The following is a 19069-nucleotide window of genomic DNA, read 5'->3' as shown; positions in this document are numbered from 1 at the left end:
AATTATGGATGAACTTAGAGAAAAACTGTTAAAAGCTAATATGGATGGCAACTTTTTTGAGTTCATCCAAGACATTTACTATCAAGACCGAAAAGGTGAAAAGCTTCTACCTAGCATTTTGGCTGAATTGCATAATACAGGGAAATTAAACCTTGTAGAGTTATTTCATAGCTTTAAAAATACCCCTGAAAATCATGACTTCTTTTCAGTAAGGCGAGTTTTCGAAGAAGTTTTACCTAATATAAATGCTCCGGTAAATGACGTAGCTGAATGTGTGAAACATCTTACGCTAGAAGCTGGCCAAGATATGGCTGCTTACATGCTTTTGTCGCCATTTAAAGAGTTTTGTAAAAAAAACATTGGTAGAGCCAATGCTCTTTTGGATATTGCTTTAACCAATAGTGATGAAGACTTTGACCATTTAACTACTGCTATTGAAGCTGGTGCAAGTAATGATGAGGTTACTTATGTAAATCAAGCTATTGAACTGCTTACTCATGAAAATGAGTTAATTAAACAAAGAGCCATTTTTGCATTAGGTAGAATTAACTTCCAAGACAAGACGCTCTTGGAACCAGTTGCAATAGCTATCACTAAATCATCAATGTCTTCACCAATTGATGTGATTTTGGCGACATCAATGCGAGCGATGTTTACCGTTGTTTCTCAGTCTGATGATTTAGAATGCTTGTTCTTAGATTTTTTAAACACGCATTCAGATCGATTAGATGATCGTTATATTCATGCTGCCTCAGAAATATTATTTTATGATGAAAAAAAGGTAAGTAGTAATGTTGAACCTAAGTTGTTGAATATTTGCTGTCATACCAAGCCAGAGAATAAAGGCACTATCAATAATATTGATTTTGCTTTGGAGCGAATATTAAAAAACAATCGATTCAATGATTGTGTGCTTTTTTTAGAGCATTTTTTCGAATTAAGCGAGTACAAATTATCAGTAAAGTATTTTAATAGTTTTGTTCGGGAACTACATAACCACCGAGATACATACCTATCCGCATTACTTACAAGATGGTTGTTATCAAAAAGAATTCAGCTAGGGAAATACGCTTATGACCTTCTTCGGGATTTAGATAAAGGCATGTCTATTGGCTTTGATCGTGCCATCGTGACCAAAGAAAGCAAAGGCGTACACCTTTTCTTAGCGAGAAAAGCTTGTGGATGGTTCTTCAATCAGCCTAAAACAGCAATTAGCTTAATTGAGTCGTTAGTTTTTGATGCTCCTGATGATGAATTAGCAGATATTCAGCAACTCATTTTTCATCCTCTCTGTGTGAGTTACCCAGGAAGTATTCGAGATCATTTGGAAGCATTGAATGAGTCAAAAGAAGACAGGGTTAAACAGGTTGCAACGGATGTGCTATCTGAATACGAAGAATACCAAGTATCAGTAAAAGCGGCTTTTAAAATAAACGAATTAAGCCCTAGCGAGCAGGATAGGCATACATATTGGCGGCATCACAATAAGTTAATGAATGAATCGATGAAACAGGCTAGAAAAAAGTCGGTCCTTACCTCTTTGTTAGGTGGAAATGAGTCAGTATTGCTCTATGGAAACAAGTCGATTCACTATGTACACCATGGCGAGCAAAAGACCCGTCAGGAAATTCCTCTTAATGAAATCAGTACATCATTTGAGTTTGCCTCAATGCACAATCTTGACCCTCACGGTTTAGAAAATATGATCTGGCAGTTTAAAGCGGAGGGCTGTACCTCATGAAGTTAGTGATAAGACAATATTTAGCCTCTTTGAAAGAACGAGGCGAGTTGGATGCTTTATTACCTGATTTACTATCACAAATGGGCTTAGAAGTTTTTTTGAAACCAGGTGTTGGCAGCAGACAATATGGTGTGGATGTTGGTGCTTTTGGTAAGTTGTCTAGTGAATCAGAAAGTAAGGTATATTTATTTTCGGTAAAGTCTGGCGATCTAGACCGTAGGGATTGGGATAGTACAAATCCACAAGATTTACGCCCGTCCATTAATGAAATTATTGATGTATTCATTCCGACCCGTATTCCAGCAGAGTACAATGAAAGCCCTGTTGAAATTTGTTTATGTTTTGGTGGTGAAGTTAAAGAAGAAGTAAGATCTAACGTAAGTATGTTTTTAGGAAAATTAAAAGCAGATGATTTAAGTTTTTCTGAATGGAATGGTGACAGGCTTGCTGATTTAGTCGAGCAACATATGCTTCGTGAGGAACTGTTACCTAAGAACTGTCGCAGTTTACTTCGCAAGTCATTGGCGATGATTGACGAGCCAGAAGTGTCTTTCAAACACTTTAGCCAGCTTGCCATTAGTCTCACTTGTACTGATGATAAAAAGCCAAAAGATATTTTAACGGGTATTCGCCAATTATATTTATGCCTTTGGATATTATACTCATGGTGCAGAGATGAGGATAACCTAGAGAGCGCATTTCTATCAGCAGAATTTACGATGCTAAATGCCTGGGAAGCAGCAAAGTTTGCGTTTGGCAAAAAAAACAAGGTAGCAGTTTCAACAATGACAACTTTGGATTCAATTCTTAAGTTAAATTTACAAGTATCAAATCAGTACATTGAAGAAAAAATAATACCTCATTGCAATAACTTGTATGCTTTATCACATGCAGTAAATCCGTCTTGTTCAACAGATGTAAACTTAAAGTTGTTCGATGTGCTAGGTAGGTTAGCCCTAACAGGTTGTTGGTCATACTGGTATTTAAGCCAAGTTAGTAATGAAAATGTAGAAGCTGAAAGATTTTTTTCAGAAGCAGTAACTAAATATCAAGATAGCATTAAGCAGTTAATCGTAAACAATCCTATTTTGTTTACACCATACAAAGATGAGCAAGCTATCGATTTAGCATTAGCTATTTGGTTCCTTTCTCTCGATCATAAACATTGGCGTGATATCAACTCTTGGTTAAGCAATATGTCCCGAGAGATATATCAAATGTTTAAGATTGGTGATAAATACCCAACTACAATTCAAAGCTATGCTGAATTAATAGAACACCCCATTGATAAAACCGAAGAGTATAGAAAGAGCGTTACTAAAGGTTCAATCTTATACCCATATATATCTACCTTTTCAGCGATTATGGGGTTTTCAGAGCCATATGAAATAGTTAAAAAAATTAAAGAAGAGTTTTTACCGCACTGTAACTTTCAAGTGTATTTTCTTGATGACTCTTCCGAAGAACACTTTTACCGTTTCGATAAAATGCATGGTGCAACGTTATCTGATGTTTGCGTAACTGAAGAACCAGAAGAGTTGATTAAACAGTTGGTTAATGAGTGCGACCAATCAAATAAGGTTTATGATATGTCTGCTTTTCAATTCTCTTTTTGGCCGATTATCTTAACTGGATGCAGACATTACAGGTTGCCAGTACCAATGCACTTTATTATCGATATTTATAAGCAAAGAACAGCAGGTCAAACTGAACTAGAAGGTGAAATTAATGAATGACTACAAGGTAGTTAGAACATTTCATCCCATTGGGCAGGGAGGCTTTTATTCAGAAAAACATGACAATTTTAATGTTGTATATGACTGTGGAGCAATGCCACTAACTAAGTATGCAAAATCAGTTATAGAAACAGCGTTTACAAAAGATGAAGATATAGATGCGCTATTTATATCTCACTTTGATTATGATCACGTTTCTGGAATCGCGACCTTAAGGGACTCTGTTAGAACGATTAAACGAGTATTTTTGCCCCTACTGGACATCAATCATAAAAAAATTTTAATCAATATTAACAGAGCATTATCTCAAAATATTATCACTTTAATCGACAGTCCTGAGTCTTTCTTTGGGAATGCAACAGAAGTAATCTATATTCGCCCAAACGCTAAAGAAAACTCTAATGACAGCATAAGTTTTAATTTTTTTGAGCTACCTAGAGGATTGAAAAAAGACAGAGAAATTGATAGCGGAAGTAGATTAAGTCTGGGTGGAAATTTCAGCTGGATTTTTGTCCCCTATAATCACCAAAACCAAAGTCGCTCTAAAGCATTGGTTAGAGAATTAAAACGCGAAAAATTTGATGTCCAACAACTACAGAGTAATGCTAAATATTCTATTAAAAACATTTCAACTCCAAGTTTAAGAAAAAAATTAAGAAAAATTTATACGCGATTAAATGGTAACGTGAATGAAAATTCAATGCTTGTTTACTCTGGATTAGATAATAGATGCCTCACGAAGGATATTAAAAATCAGGAATACAACTTTACTTGCGATTGCACTCCTGATACCTGTCACCCTAATAATTGTTGTTTTTTTAGTGGTTGCATATACACAGGCGATACTGATTTAAACAAAGTAAACGTCGGTGAGGTTTTTTACGAATATGCACAAGATGTTACAATAGTTCAGATTCCTCACCACGGTTCTAAACATAACTTTGATATCACCTCTTTAGATAAATTTTATCCTTTTCTTATATGTCCTATTTCATATGGCACGTCTAATAACTATGGTCACCCCTCAACGGAAGTAGTCAATGAACTATCTCTTGATGGCTCGAAGCCTGTATTAGTTAACGAACACCCAAAATCCAAATTTGTGCATGAAATTAAGTTTTTCAATAGAGCGAAAATGAAAGCCAAATATACTGTTGAGAGTTTTTCTAATGAGTAACCACATAGCAAATTTCAAAGAAGAGTTTAGCTCAAAAATACCAGCGCTTACACTCCTAAGCAAGCTTGGTTATTCGTTTATACCACCTAATGGTTGTGAGGTCATTAGGGGAAATTCGGTAGCGGGAAAATCAACAAGCCAAGTGATGTTGTTGCCCGTTATACGTGAGTTTTTGGGCAAACAAACATTTCCGTTTGCTGGTAAAGACCATAAGCTCTCAGATGCTGCCATCGATAAAATTATGCATGACCTAAACCCTGCAATGAACGAGGGTTTAAAAGGCGCGAATGAAAAGTTATACAACGCAATGATGTATGGCATTGGGGTAACGGAGTTTATTGATGGTAAAAAAGCATCGCCAACCATTCAGTTGATTGATTGGCAAACACCTTCCAATAACTTTTTTCACTTTACTGAAGAAATGGTGGTGCAAAACAGTGAAGGCACAGGTAACCGCATTCCAGATATTGTTTGCTTTGTTAATGGCTTGCCTTGGGTAGTGATTGAGGCGAAGCGCCCTGACTCTTCAACTGAAGGGAAATCTACTTTAAGCGAAGCGGTCTCTCAACAAATCCGAAACCAGGGCCACAAAGAAATACCACACCTGTTTGCTTACAGCCAATTACTGCTCGCAGTGAATGGACATGAGGGCTTTTACGCGACCTGCGGCACACCTGAAAAGTTTTGGGCGAAATGGAAGGAAGAAGAAATCATTGAAGCCGAGTTTATTCGGTTAAAAAATGCAGGGTTAAGCACCGAGCAGTTGGATGCTATTTTCAACCACCGACCTGCCGCTGCTAAAGATGAGTATTTATCTCTATTGGCGGGTGGCGACCTCGCTGTAACAGATCAAGACAGACTAATTGTTAGTTTATTGAGACCAGATCGCCTTCTTGAGATGGCACGTTTATACACTTTGTTTGATCAAAAAGCTGGCAAAATTGTCGCGCGTTATCAGCAGGTGTTTGGTATTAAAGCACTGATAGAGCGCATTACCAGCTTTGATGAAACAGGCGAACGCCCAGGTGCACGCAACGGCGGTGTAATTTGGCACACCACAGGAAGTGGAAAGTCATTTACTATGGTGTTCTTATCAAAAGCATTGATTTGGTTGCGAGAACTTTCACAATGTCGCGTGATTATTGTCACTGACCGAGTTGACCTTGAAGATCAATTGAGCCGCACTTTTGCCTCCGGTGGTGTACTCAGCGAGCGCGATAAAAAAGATGCAATGGCAACTTCAGGCAAACGCTTAGCAGAGCAAATAGGTAAAGGTAATGAGCGAGTTATCTTCTCAATCATTAATAAGTTTGGTTCAGCGATTAAATATGACGAATGTTATAACGATAGCCCGAATATTTTAGTTTTGGTTGATGAAGGCCACCGAAGCCAAAACGGTGAAAACAACATTCGTATGCTGCAAACATTACCAAAAGCCGCATTTATTGCTTTCACTGGTACGCCGTTGCTAAAAGACGATAAGACTGAAAACAAATTTGGCTCTATTATCCACTCTTATACCATGCAGCAAGCGGTTGAAGATAAAACGGTAACACCGCTGCTTTATGAAGAGCGTATTGCTGACCTTAATGTGAATGACAAAGCTATTGATGCCTGGTTTGACCGCATTACTGAAAAGCTCACAGAAAAACAAAGAACCGATTTAAAGAAGAAGTTTTCTCAGAAAGGTCAGATCTATCAAACAGAGGGTCGAATTGAGCTAATTGCACACGATATTTCTGATCATTTCCAAAATTTTAAGCAGCAAGGTTTAAAAGGCCAGCTAGCATGTGACTCTAAAGGCTCTGCAATTCGCTATAAGGAGCTTTTAGATAAAATAGGTAAAGTAACATCAGTTGTTGCAATGTCTCCTCCTGATACGCGAGAGGGGCACGAGGCAGTTGATCAAGAAAGTAAAGATATTGTTCAAAACTGGTGGAAGAATAATGTTGCCGAAACTTATGGGCAAGATGAAAAAGAATACACCAAGGCAATAATCAAAGACTATGGCCGTGATGATGGCCCTGACATCATGATTGTTGTAGATAAACTGCTAACTGGTTTTGATGAGCCTAAAAATACCGTACTGTATATCGACAAGCCTCTCAAAGAGCACAACTTGATACAGGCTATTGCTCGTGTAAATCGTTTACACAGTAAAAAGCAGTTCGGCTACTTAATTGATTATCGTGGCATTTTGAAAGAGCTTGATATGACGATTGAGAAGTATCAAGAACTTGCTGAGCGTAATCAAAATGGCTTTGATGTTGATGATCTTAAAGGTTTGTATAACCGAATGGATACTGAATATAAAAAGCTACCAGGTTTGTACAACGATCTATGGGCTATTTTTGACGGTGTTGCTAACAAAAAAGATCCTGCTGCTTTATGTCAGGCACTTGCACCTAAGATTGAAGATGTTCAAGGTCAGCTTTTAGATAAAAACCTTAAAAAACGAGATGAGTTTTACGCTGCCTTAACAGCTTTTTCTAACTGTATGAAAGTAGCTTTGCAATCGGCGAGTTTCTTCGATGATAAGAGTTTTGATAACAAACGTGATCACTATAAAGAAACACTAAAAATGTTTGTTAGCTTAAGGAAACAGGTTCGTGAACTTGCTAATGAAACAGTAAACTACGACGAATATGCTGAAGACGTGCGTCAGTTGTTAGATAAACATATTGCAGGCATTGAAGTAAAAGAGCCTGATGGTGCATACCTCGTTGGTAATTTGGGCAAAGATGTGAAACCTGAAGATCTAACTGACGACGAGGCTCGAAATCAAACAGATAAGATCACAGGCCGTATCACTAAAATGATCGAGCAAGACTTAGCTGATGATCCATATGCACAAGAGTATTTCTCAAACTTACTTAAAAAAGCGATAGATGAAACCAAGGCTATGTTTGATGCGCCAGTGAAGCAATACATGCTATTTGCCGACTTTGAGCAAGAAGTTAAAGAGCGCAAGGTTGAAGGGATGCCGAGTGCGTTTACTGATGGTAAGCAGAATAAACATGCCCAAGCTTATTTTGGATTATTTAAACAATTATTAGAAAAAGACGCTCACACAGGCAGTAATATTGATGAAGATAAGCTTGTGAAATATGCCTTCGATATTGACGAAGTAGTTAAGACCGCTGTAGCAGAGTATTCAATTAATCCTAGTGAAATTGAAAACGCCATCAGCGTAAAGCTACTTCCTATGTTATTTGCTGACCTTGGTATTGATAATGCTCAAAGGCTTATTGAAGAAGTGCTGAAGATCACGCGATTAGGACTTTCTCGTAAATAATAATGAAGTTGCTGTTTTAAATGAGTGAAATTAAAAAAACAACACAAGAGCAAAGTGTGTTCATGTACGGTGATGAGGTTATTAACTATGACATCATTCGCCGTACCTTCGAAAAAAATGACGCTAAACCAATGCCGAGGAAAGTCGTCATTAAAGTACACCCAGATCAAAGGGTTGTTGCTACCGTACCACATGATGCAACTCATGAATCTATTCGAGAGGCAATGCTAAAGCGTGCTCGATGGATCTGGGAAAGTATTTGTGAGTTTTCAGCTCAACATGAGTATGTATTGCCACGAAAATACGTTAGCGGGGAAACACAGTTTTACCTTGGCAGACGCTATGTTTTAAAGGTGATTGTTGACGCTGAACAAGTACCAAGTGTGAAGCTTCATAGAGGAAAATTAACCGTCAGCCTCAAAAAAGATTGTGATGATCGGGTGGTTGAAATTAAAGCACTTTTAGATAAGTGGTACATCCACCGAGCCAATGCTATTTTTCATGAAAGGTTACAAGCAATGTTGCCAAAAGCCTCATGGGTAGATGGACTGCCTTCATTTCGTATTATGGCGATGACTAAACAATGGGGAAGCTGCTCAACTAAAGGTAACTTGATGCTAAACCCTCACCTTGTTAAAGCCCCAAAGAAATGCATTGATTACGTTATCCTTCACGAACTCTGTCACATCGCTGAGCACAACCACAGTGACAAGTTCTGGCGCTTGCTAACGCAAGTGATGCCTAATTGGAAAGAAGTTAAGGCTAAGTTAGATGACATGGCGGAGTTGTATTTGAATGAGTAAATCTAGCTAGTAAAACGATTATGAAATGGAGCTAAAAATTGAATTACTTTTTTATTGATACGTGTATTTGGCTAAATTTAGCCAAAGATCGAAATGCAAATTATATTGTTACAGCATTAGAAGATCTTCATGAAAGCGGTGCTGTTCATTTTGTAGTTCCACAACTAGTGAAAGATGAGTTTTTTAGAAATAAAGAGCGCGTCGTTAAAAGTGCTCGTCAACGGCTTGATCATGAATTTAAGCAAGTTAAGAATGTAGTGAAAGAGTATGGTACTGACAACCAAGTAGCAATTTTAACTGAGCTAAATGAGATAAATGCAAAACTTCCAATAATGTCTGATGTGACCGACATAATAGCTAACAGGTTGATTAGTTTTATGGATAAATGTATTCAGTTTGAAATTACGGATGATATCAAACTCAAAGTAGTAGAAAGAGCACTGGAAAAAAAAGCGCCGTTTCATAACTCTAAGAACAACTTCGCTGATGCATTATTGATTGAGTCATTTGGTACTTTTAAAAGAAGTATTCAAAGCAATGATGATGATTTAGAAGATAGTAATTTCTATTTTATTTCAGGAAACTACACTGATTTTAGCGCTACAGATAGACGCCGACCACATGAAGATTTTTCTGATATTTTTGATGACTATTCTTATTACTTTCTAGATCTAGTTTCCGCAGTTAATAAAATCGATGACGCTTTATTGGAGGAATATGAATTTGAGCTAAATTGGGAAGGGGACGAAACTAGATCTCTTTCTGAAATATTGGACTACATGACAGAGTTTGATAGGAAAATCTGGTACAACCGACATTTAAATTTACTAAATAGAATTAGCTCAGGTGAAATAGAAATAGTACCTCCTGATTCAGAAGCTTCAGGTTCTAAAGTCATACACGAAGATGTTTTAGTACGGGCAAAGTCATCTGCTAAATTAGTTGAAAAGGAATATTCAGATCTTATTCCAAAAGATGACTTTGAATGGGGAATGATAAATGGCAAGTTATCGGCATTAAGGTGGGTACTGGGAGACGAATGGGATATGCTGGATACATAATGTGTATTCGCAAAAATTAGCTGTACTTGAACTGACAAGCACTATATCAAAATAGGTAACTGCAAGTTCAAGTCTGAGTTAGCATCGTTTGCGCTTTTACAGATGAGCTACTACGTCTAAAATTTTCTATTTAGCTGTATTAGCTCATACCTATAGCCTGTATTTTTTTGATTAAGAGTCTGGAAAGTTACGTTTAATTATTTGCTTTAATTCGTGAATTTCCTTATGTAAATCTTCAATTGTTGGAATGTTTGAAGCCTCTTGTTTTTCTTGGCGCATTTTAGCATGTTCGTCTTCCATTACATTAACAACAATGCCAATCACCATATTTAAGAAAGCAAACGCTGTGAAGAAGATAAAAGATAAGTAGAATATCCATGACATTGGATACACTTCCATCGTTTCATATTGAATATCAGTCCAGTCCTCGAAAGTCATTATTCTGAAAAGAGTCAACATAGATATCGCAATATCACCCCATAATTTAGGGTTAATTTCGTTAAATATAAAACTACCGATGGCCGCATATATGTAGAAAATAATAAACATTAATAATATGACATAGCCTAGTTGAGGTAGAGCTTTGAGCAATGAGTTAATTAGAACTCGTAATTCGGGTACTACCGATATCATCCTAAGAACTCTAAATACGCGAATTAATCTAGCTAGAAGAGCCATTTCACTATCATTAATAGGTATCAGACTGATTAAAACAACTAAGGTGTCGAATATGTTCCAGCCCTTTTTGAAAAAGTTACGTTTATCATCATCAGCTATAAATCGAACTGAAATCTCAAAGAGGAAGAATAATGTTATGAATATATCTAAAATATGAGTTACTGAAACAGCACTGTCGGGCAGTTGAAATGTTTTTGCCCCAATCTCTAGTGCCGAGATAATAATTACAGCTACAACTGATAATTCAAATGCTTTGTTATTTTTGAGCTTATTCAGCTTTATTTTCATGTTTTCGTACATTAAGTGTTCAACTTTTATCTAAGCTAGTAAATTTTGTTAATTATATAGAAGTAATGACCTATATTGGACTAGCAATTACTTTTTTAAATGTTGACTCGAAATTTTCAATCACTTTTTAAGGGGGATTTATTAATATTTAGTTCAAGAATATGTGATATGTTTGTCAACAGAATTTAATCTAAACGCCTAAAAAAAATGAACTTTTGAGATTAATTCTCCTTTAACCTCGACGCATAAACTAACTAATCCTTAATTTTTTCTGTTTACCTGCATAGTCATTTCTCGCAGTTGAGAGCGTAAATTAGCTATTGTTTGTTGAGCTTTTTCATAATCGATCTTCAGCTCTCTAAGCTTTTGCGCTGTCTCAATCTGATTTTGAGCCACCTCCGAATGCAAAGCAGCTTGAAAATATTCAACTAAGTTCTTGTTTAACTCTTGCTCATACTTCAGTTCCAATTCACCTTTTTTAACTTCAAGCTCCTTTCTTGATAACCGTCGTCCTGAATTGCAAGTATTGCAACGTTGTTGCCAGATAGCGTTCAGCGTATCATTGTAGTGTTCAAGATATTTTTTGAAGGGCATAATATCCATTCTATCTTTTCTGATATTTGACTTATCAACCACTGCCATTTCAGCAAGTTTGGCAGCTATAATTGTTCGTTCACGTATCTTCAAACTCTTTGGTTTTTCAGAGGCCATGATTGTATCTCTAGCCTCAATAAACCTAGCTGTAACTTTCTTGACTACCGCACTTTGTTTAGCCGTCAGCTCGTTCATCCAGGAGGTATCACCAGGGTAGTCAGGAAGCTCAGTATCTAATTGGGGGTCATCTTCATTTTCGATAGAAAAGTCATTTAGATTAATCATGTTCGCCTCATTTGCTTTAAGATCTTTTCGCCATTTCTGACCGCTGCTTCACTCAGCTTGTGTGCTTTAGTTTTAAAAGGAAATTTTTCAAGAAAGTCTTTATGTGATAAAACAATACGAATGATCTCTTCTCTGTGACTATTAGCACTGCTAACATAATGAACACACCCTGAGCAAAGCTCGAAACAACCATTTTCAATTTGCGGTAAGCCAGTTTCCTTCTCTAAGCATTTTGATAAAGACTGAGTTTCAGTGTACACCATGCACATGCCATATTCATGAACGGTAATATCCACAATTTTTTCTTCAAACTCTGTCAAAACTGCCTCCACTTCAGATGGTTCAATTACCATACAATCTTTGACCTTTCTCTGAATAGCCAAAGCCAAGCTTCCTGAAAATGAATCATTAACATCCAAAGCCATTCTCTCTATCAGTTCTCTGATGTAGCGTTGCTCAGCACCTTTCTTTATCGACTCCCTATCTTTTCCACCAACATATTCTTTTGTGAATTTACTCTGATATGTATGCTTAAAGTGCTGCCTTATCGCCTCAAAAACACGGCCATCAAAGCGACGAATCGCAAATTCAGCGAACGTATGGCGAAACATATGGGGGTGAACTTTTTCACAAAGTTCAGCTAACTCCTCACCAAATTTATCAATTGCATCGTCATAATTATCTTGAAGGCTAGTTCTTAAGGTGTTTCCACTTGCAACACTTGCGTTAGTGCCATTTGAGAATTTAGGTTGATGTGTCATCGAAAAAATAGGAAAGCGCTTCCCGTCAGGGCGATTACGTTTAGGGATGTAGGACATATCACACATTACATCTGCTGCCTTAGCGACTAATCCCCCCATACTCCTTAAAGCAGGAACACCATGATTGGTTTTAACTATATCGCTCTTAAATGTCCAGACACCATCACTTTCCTGCTGATAATCGTCTGCAAAAAAGTTTTTCATCTCGCTTATTCTTGCTCCTGTCAGTGCCACAATTATCGTTAAACAAGCATTAAAGACTTTACGATATATTTTTTTGATCTCCTCCCAAGTATACGGAAATTTGTTGACAGGCTTACCAGCCGCTTCTTCAAGTGCTCGTTTTAAAGTGCTGTATTTAAGAATAAATTCTTTCTTTCGCTTTCTCTTTGTCTTTCTCTTTTCACCAATAGAAGATGTAACATCTGGCGATGCACAATAATCATCATAAGAGCTGGGTTTGTCATATCTACCTGAAAAAAACATGGTGTTGTGAGAAACACATAACTCGCTTTGCTGATGTTTGAAAAATGCTCTCAAAATACGACAGTCATCACTTTCTATAACGTTAATCGCGTGCGCCAAATTAAACATATGTGCCGCGAATGGAATTGAACTCCAACCTTCACCGTCTATCCATTTTGAAAAGCTAATTCCATTAGCTACTAGATGCTCTTCAACAGTGTCCTGAATGAAGCTAGCAGGTAATGAAGAGGCCAACCCATCATGAACTAAACCCAGAGCATAAAGTCGTTGAGATTTCCTCAAAATTTCACATGCACTTTCAACAGGGCCTCTACCCACAATTTCTTTAGTAGCATTGTTTTTTTCTGCCGTGCTACCTTCGGTGTGAAAAGCAATACGATTGAACAAAACATCAACGATAAATTCTCGACAGTGTGATTCAGTCCATTGCCTCAATGGTGTATCAGGGTAATGAGACTCTTTCCATACAAAGAGCCTCATCAAATTAGAAGCATATGCCCTGATTGTATTTAGTTTTCCTGTGATTTCCCGTGTTACAGGGTCAACTCCACCGGACATTTCAATCCACAAAGCTTTCAGAAGACCGAAGTCCTCTTTTGATACCTTATGTCGTGCATCGGTAAAATCAATTTCATGAACTTTACTTTCTTCACTTGGATTTTTCGGATAAGAAAATAAATAAAATACATCTTGTGACTGGTCGTTTAATAAAGGAGTATCAGGGACAAGAGTTTTTTTTACATTTGTATTAAACATTTTCTATCCTATACCATTGATGAAAAAGGAAAATCATACTTTTTAGACATTAGTTCACCTTCCTTGATTATCGAGCTAGAGAACTCTGCTAATAGCATGTCGAGGTATGCTCGGTGCAATTGAGCTTTTAATGTTTTCTTTTCGCTATCTAGCTTTAATCTTGGTATTTCATTTTCAATATGTTTAATTTTTGACAAAATAAGCGCCGCTGTTAAAGGTGTTTGAATTACGATACGTTTACCATCAATGTCAACGTCTCCAATATCGCCTATTACGTCACCTAATTCCTGGTTTATGATGCCATACAAATCCTTTTGTTCTTTAATTGTATCTTCAATACCGAGTAACTTCGCAACGGCCTTCAGATTTAGCACTTTAGTTTTATTAAATAGCTCTTCAACAGCGCGCGCATCTTGCTCCATCGCATCACCTACTTGTGCCGCAAAACGACGCATTGATTTGATTTTTTCTGGGCTGCGTGAACGATTTTCATATGTACTTTGTTTAGTTTCGAGACTGTGTGCTGTCAGCATAGCACCAACCTCTTTCTCGGCCTTTTCTTCAAAGGTGGGTTTGTCATATTCTGAGTTTTCTTTTGGCTCAGCGGCACCACTTTTCCCATCTTCGATTTCGATGCGTGTTCTTGCGATTAAATCAATATTTAAAGAAACATGGGGCATTTTCTTGTCGCCACCATAAGAAGGAGAATTTTTCATAGCTATCAAATTATTTGCTAAGATCTTTTTAAGAAAAGCTAGAATTGGTGCAGACTCCTCCTTAAGCTCGGCTTTCATGTGTTTATGCACTTCGGTATTTTCATCGAGCAAATCAATAAAAAAATGATCTAAACGTCCCTCTTTCTTTGCCCCAATCTGGCCTTTACCATTGGTTTTGCCACGCAACTTATGGTATTGAATAAGCTTCGGATTGACGCCTGAGTGTTGCTGTTTGAAGTGTTCTAAAAATATCTGAACAGTTTTGTGGGGCAGGGTGCCCTTGTTTAATACTGGCGTAGCATATTTCTTTTTGCCTCGACCTTTAAAATATTTAAATTGCACGCCCTTATTGTTTGAAATAACATCATTGAGGTTCATTTTATCTACGCCGGAACTTTGAATTCTATGGCACGCTAAGATACATTGCATGGCAAAAACAACTTCATGGCTCAATCCGTGTAAGTCGTTCATGCAATAGGTTTTCATGGTTTGAATCCTATACTTCTTTTTATTTATCGTAACCAGGGTTTTAATATGCCCTGTACGTTTGTTGACCCATCGCTTTAGCCATTCCTTACGTCTAATCTTGATATCAGATTCATCTGGTAAAAATTCATCTGGGTAGGGATTGTCATGCATAAACCTTTCGATTAGCCAGTTATCATCAGTAGCAATAATTGCCCTCGCGAGTTCTCCATAAAGCCTTCTTGACACGTTATATTTTGGGTGATTCAGATCGGGTATTAGGGCGTATGTCGGATAGTTGTTTGAACTTATTTGAAACGATTCCAAAACCGCTTTTTCTAGACTGCTGTTTTGCAACAACAACTTACGCTTCTCATCAAACGTATTGATGATGTAGCAACATAGCAGCAATAAGGATTCAACCATTTCTGTGCTAGTAAACCCTAGATCATACTTAGTTGATAAAGATTGCTTTGGGTTGGGTTCTTCCCACGTAAAGGTTGGAGCTTTAGTGATCATTACATAAAATTCTGGAATCCAGTATTCACAGTCATACACTTTTTCCTTTTGACCACCATATAATTTTAAAATGTAAATCATGGCAGTAACAGTGCTGTTTAACGTATTACCAGTTTTATTGGTCGTGCTTTTAATATGATAGGTATATCGGGAGAATATATCAGATGGCACACCGCCATACTTCCTTATTAATACAACCGTGTAGTCAAGAAAAGTTACTAATTCTCTTCCTCTATTTAGCTTAAAGTCATGAGATAGCTCACGAAAACTCTTACGTTTCGTGTAATCTATATAAAGCAATAAAAAATTTTGACCATGCATGTCATCCGGCAATACCCATTTAACTTTGCCGCCAACTAAAATTACATGTTTTTCGTTTTTTTCGTTATTGTCTATGACTAGCTTCATTAGGATTTGCTCTTATATTTTTGAGCATATTCTGATTTGTTTAGTGACAGCGTGTTCATCACGTCGATGCGATTAGATATTACTGCATCATAGAATATGTAGACTTTTGTTGTTTCTTCATCGTTATGGCCTAGCCACTGAGGGATAAACACCATAGGATCTTTATTTTCATCATAACAAAAGCTAACGCTATTGGTTGCGTAGCACTTTCTCAGAGAGTGGTAAACTCTCGCTTTCCAGTTATTCTTGTCGCTATTTAATTCAGCCAAATTAGCAGTCTTTATGCGTGTAAACAATCTGCTGCCATAATTTAAATCCGTAAGCGGTTCTCCATTAGCCTTTGCCATCAAACTCCCTTTGAGGCTCTTACCTCTACCCCATAAGAATTTATTGATCCCAGATACAAGTTCAGGCGATATGTGAACTGTTCGCAACTTATTGCCTTTACCTATGATTTCTAGTTCATCTGCTCTTATTTCGTCCTTATCCTTTTCTGGGAACTGACGTCTTAAGGAAGGGGCGTACAAATTGTTGTACGAAACCAATTCATGGGTTCTAAATCCAGCATAATAACCAAGTTTCAGTGCTAATTCGTCACGCTCTCTTATGAATGGATTCTGAACTTTAACTTGTGCTAATACTTTATCTTTAAACTCCTTTTCATCCATGTAGATAGTGAGTATTTCTCCCATTAGAAGATCTTTAACGTTTCTCTGTGCTTCACTGTCATCGTAAGTAAAAGACAAATAATCAATTGCATCCGATATACCTATCTTTTTCATGTAAGCGTAGAAATTGTTTAAAACTGTGGCATGATATTCTATCGTACTTTTTTTATTGCCTCTTTTTTGCCCGCGATAAGCATTGAAATAGGCGGTCATATGGGCGTCCGTCACATCTGAATAGCTCAGATCATCTGAAGCTTTTAACACTTCAAAGAAGTCTTTTAAGACTTGTGCATAGGATTTCGTTGTGGTTCTGTTATCGGAGATTCTACCGTTTCTGGCGACATGAAGAAGAAATAAGGAAGGTGCTAATAACGGAATATCTTCATCATCAACAACTGTACTTAAGTTGATCCCACCCCCCGCATATTTTATCCCTTTTACTTGGACGACTCTCACTGTCTACCTCTCTACTAGCAATTAATTTATACAACCTGTTTTTTTGTTGACATAAAAAATGTAGACCAAAGAAAAGCCAGTTGTCAACAAAAAGCATAAGAAAAGACAAAGGTATATAATCGGTCCAATCTTCGAAGGTGGCGATTCTAAATAAGGTAAGCATAGAAATAGAGACATCGCCCCACAGTACTGGGTTTATTTCAGCAAACAACATGCTACCTGTGGCAGCATAAATATAAAAAATCACAAACATTAGCAGCGCGATATAGCCCATTTGCGGGATGGCTTTTATTAGTGAGTTCACTAATAAGCGCAGCTCTGGGATCATAGACACTAAACGTAGTACGCGGAAAATGCGTAGTAGTCGAGCAATAAAAATAGTCGAGCCTGCCGCAGGGTATAAACTACCTATCACTATAATGAAGTCAAATATGTTCCAGCCTTTGGAGAAAAAGTCTTTGATCCCTTTACTGGCAATATAACGAATAACCAATTCGATCAAGAAAAACACCGTAATGCCTATATCCATCCAATGTAGAAATAGCTCAGCAGTAGGGTGTAATGAATAGGTATGCGCACCCACGGTCAGTGCAGAAACCACAATAACTGCAATAACAAATGATTGAAATAATTTACTTTTATCGATACGCTGGAACAGCTCTTGTAACTGCGACAACATCATAACGTGCCCTTAACGGTTATAAATATAAAACCAGTGCAATATACAGCAAAAGTAACGAAAATTAGTAGTTTTCCGGTGAAAATATAAGGAATTTTGAATGTTAAATAATAACTTAAAGTATCTACTTTCGTTATCTGTAATCGTAGTGCTAGCAGGGTGTAGCAGCGATAGCCGCTATCATGAAATTCAATCAGCCCGATTAGGTGAGTGCAGCCATATGGCCGACAAGGAATACCATGAATGTGTTAAACAACAACAAGACAGCTACAAAGAATTTAAAAAACAACAAATTGCCGAGCAGTAATAAACCATGACCAAAACCCAAAAGCAGCTAGATAAACGTATTCGTCAACAATTAACAATTGCTTGCGAGCAAATAAAAGATAACGTTGAGGGCTTTAGCTTTCTTACTCACTCGGCAGATTTAAACAATTTACCTTCTAAGTTTACTGTAAGTTGTTATTTTATTGATGATATTGCACTAGAGCAGGCTAAACAAAATAACCAGCTAGATTACATTGTGCAGCTTATTTGTAATGCATTAGCTAGTTTAAATATTCATATAAAAAACAATGCTATTTCATTTCTTAAGCAGTAAAAATCGGTACTGTGTTTTTGTTTAATTATCCCTCATTTTAAGCTGTATTTGGCATTTATGGTCTTAGTAAAAGCTTTAATATGGAGAGATTCTATTAAGCAGGCTATAATCGCAAAAAAATTGTAATAGAGATTAAATATGGCCGTTCCAACACGCTCGCAAATAACGCCAGGCACAGAGGTTAATATTGTGCTTAAACAAGATCAACGCAGTGGTACTTTAACCAATGGTATTGTGTCGCGTTTATTGACCAAGTCACCTAATCACCCGCACGGAATAAAAGTACAATTAGAAGACGGCCAAGTGGGTCGGGTAAAAGAGATCATTGCATGAGTGAGTTAACCTTAACTGATTTTTGGCGACTGGTTACAGTGGAAGATAAAACCGCAGAGCCTGACTCAGTGTGCCAATCGCTTAAGTCGGCACTGAGTGACTTATCAGATGAGCAATTAATTGAATTTGATAAGCAGTTTAGTATTTGTATGCGTCAAAGTTATACCTGGGATTTATTTGGTGCCGCGTTTGTTATGGCGGGCTGTAATGATGAATATGGTTTTTCAGAATTTCGTTGTTGGTTAATTTCTCGTGGTGAAGCCGCATTTAAAGCTGCACTAGAAAACCCAGATAGCCTCGCTCAGTGCACGCCGCTTTATTTTTTAAACGAGCAACCTTATCCGTATTTAGATGAGTATGACCTAATTGCAGGTTTGTTATATGAAGAACGTAACGACGATGAGTTACCCTTTATCCCATCAGGGCTTGACCAACCTAAAGGTAAGCGCTTTAAAGACAAACCTAAGTTTTTAAAACAAAATTACCCGCAATTATTTGCTAAGTATTGGCAGTAACTCAGCTTGTTATTAATGCATTACTTAATCACAGGTAATGCATTTTAC

16 protein-coding genes are annotated in these 19069 nt (G+C 37.2%); 10 read left to right on the top strand and 6 right to left on the bottom strand.

Annotation, left to right across the window (positions count from 1 at the left end):
* Positions 1–4 precede the first annotated feature (4 nt).
* Genes ACNSN3_RS17900 through ACNSN3_RS17875 form a run of 6 tightly spaced genes read left to right on the top strand, consistent with a single transcriptional unit; the run spans position 5 to position 9813 of the window.
* A complete protein-coding gene (locus ACNSN3_RS17900; protein ID WP_418609263.1) occupies positions 5–1741 on the top strand; it encodes a HEAT repeat domain-containing protein in 1737 nt (578 codons plus the stop codon).
* The gene (locus ACNSN3_RS17895; protein ID WP_418609262.1) at positions 1738–3477 is read left to right on the top strand and encodes a hypothetical protein; all 1740 of its coding nucleotides are present in this window, start codon (positions 1738–1740) and stop codon (positions 3475–3477) included. The genes ACNSN3_RS17900 and ACNSN3_RS17895 overlap by 4 nt, the downstream gene beginning before the upstream one ends.
* A complete protein-coding gene (locus tag ACNSN3_RS17890; RefSeq protein WP_418609260.1) occupies positions 3470–4654 on the top strand; it encodes an MBL fold metallo-hydrolase in 1185 nt (394 codons plus the stop codon). Before ACNSN3_RS17895 ends, ACNSN3_RS17890 begins: the two co-directional genes overlap by 8 nt.
* Positions 4647–7949 (top strand): type I restriction endonuclease subunit R, encoded by a 3303-nt coding sequence (locus tag ACNSN3_RS17885; RefSeq protein WP_418609258.1) that lies wholly within the window; start codon positions 4647–4649, stop codon positions 7947–7949. The genes ACNSN3_RS17890 and ACNSN3_RS17885 overlap by 8 nt, the downstream gene beginning before the upstream one ends.
* Positions 7950–7969: 20 nt before the next feature.
* Positions 7970–8752 (top strand): M48 family metallopeptidase, encoded by a 783-nt coding sequence (locus ACNSN3_RS17880; protein WP_418609256.1) that lies wholly within the window; start codon positions 7970–7972, stop codon positions 8750–8752.
* A 38-nt stretch (positions 8753–8790) separates the two neighbouring features.
* Entirely contained in the window at positions 8791–9813 is a 1023-nt protein-coding gene (locus ACNSN3_RS17875; RefSeq protein WP_418609254.1) for a PIN domain-containing protein, read from the top strand.
* 171 nt (positions 9814–9984) lie between these two features.
* On the opposite strand, the gene ACNSN3_RS17870 is transcribed toward ACNSN3_RS17875, so the two are convergent.
* From ACNSN3_RS17870 to ACNSN3_RS17845, 6 genes are all read right to left on the bottom strand, one after another.
* Positions 9985–10791, bottom strand: a complete 807-nt coding sequence (locus ACNSN3_RS17870; RefSeq protein ID WP_418609253.1) for an ion transporter — start codon at positions 10789–10791, stop codon at positions 9985–9987.
* 249 nt (positions 10792–11040) lie between these two features.
* The gene (locus tag ACNSN3_RS17865) at positions 11041–11658 is read right to left on the bottom strand and encodes a hypothetical protein (protein ID WP_418609251.1); all 618 of its coding nucleotides are present in this window, start codon (positions 11656–11658) and stop codon (positions 11041–11043) included.
* A complete protein-coding gene (locus ACNSN3_RS17860; protein WP_418609249.1) occupies positions 11655–13661 on the bottom strand; it encodes a site-specific integrase in 2007 nt (668 codons plus the stop codon). Before ACNSN3_RS17860 ends, ACNSN3_RS17865 begins: the two co-directional genes overlap by 4 nt.
* 8 nt (positions 13662–13669) lie before the next feature.
* Positions 13670–15769: a hypothetical protein gene (locus ACNSN3_RS17855; RefSeq protein WP_418609247.1), complete on the bottom strand. Its 2100-nt coding sequence runs from the start codon at positions 15767–15769 to the stop codon at positions 13670–13672.
* Positions 15769–16893, bottom strand: a complete 1125-nt coding sequence (locus ACNSN3_RS17850; RefSeq protein WP_418609246.1) for a tyrosine-type recombinase/integrase — start codon at positions 16891–16893, stop codon at positions 15769–15771. Before ACNSN3_RS17850 ends, ACNSN3_RS17855 begins: the two co-directional genes overlap by 1 nt.
* Positions 16826–17572: an ion transporter gene (locus ACNSN3_RS17845; RefSeq protein WP_418609837.1), complete on the bottom strand. Its 747-nt coding sequence runs from the start codon at positions 17570–17572 to the stop codon at positions 16826–16828. Before ACNSN3_RS17845 ends, ACNSN3_RS17850 begins: the two co-directional genes overlap by 68 nt.
* Positions 17573–17672: 100 nt before the next feature.
* On the opposite strand from ACNSN3_RS17845, the gene ACNSN3_RS17840 reads away from it, so the two are divergent.
* The 4 genes from ACNSN3_RS17840 (at position 17673) to ACNSN3_RS17825 (ending at position 19021) form a co-directional block, all read left to right on the top strand.
* Positions 17673–17879, top strand: coding sequence for a hypothetical protein (locus ACNSN3_RS17840; protein ID WP_010388825.1), 207 nt, complete (start codon positions 17673–17675; stop codon positions 17877–17879).
* 6 nt (positions 17880–17885) lie between these two features.
* Positions 17886–18173: a hypothetical protein gene (locus ACNSN3_RS17835; RefSeq protein WP_055012068.1), complete on the top strand. Its 288-nt coding sequence runs from the start codon at positions 17886–17888 to the stop codon at positions 18171–18173.
* Positions 18174–18311: 138 nt separating this feature from the next.
* Positions 18312–18506, top strand: coding sequence for a YwbE family protein (locus ACNSN3_RS17830; protein WP_008468098.1), 195 nt, complete (start codon positions 18312–18314; stop codon positions 18504–18506).
* The gene (locus tag ACNSN3_RS17825; RefSeq protein ID WP_054201571.1) at positions 18503–19021 is read left to right on the top strand and encodes a DUF4240 domain-containing protein; all 519 of its coding nucleotides are present in this window, start codon (positions 18503–18505) and stop codon (positions 19019–19021) included. The genes ACNSN3_RS17830 and ACNSN3_RS17825 overlap by 4 nt, the downstream gene beginning before the upstream one ends.
* The last annotated feature ends 48 nt before the right edge of the window (positions 19022–19069 follow it).

It is taken from the genome of Pseudoalteromonas sp. US3C1004, from assembly GCF_048401065.1.
GTDB classification, from domain to species: domain Bacteria; phylum Pseudomonadota; class Gammaproteobacteria; order Enterobacterales; family Alteromonadaceae; genus Pseudoalteromonas; species Pseudoalteromonas undina.
This window is presented reverse-complemented; position numbering and strand designations above follow the sequence as displayed.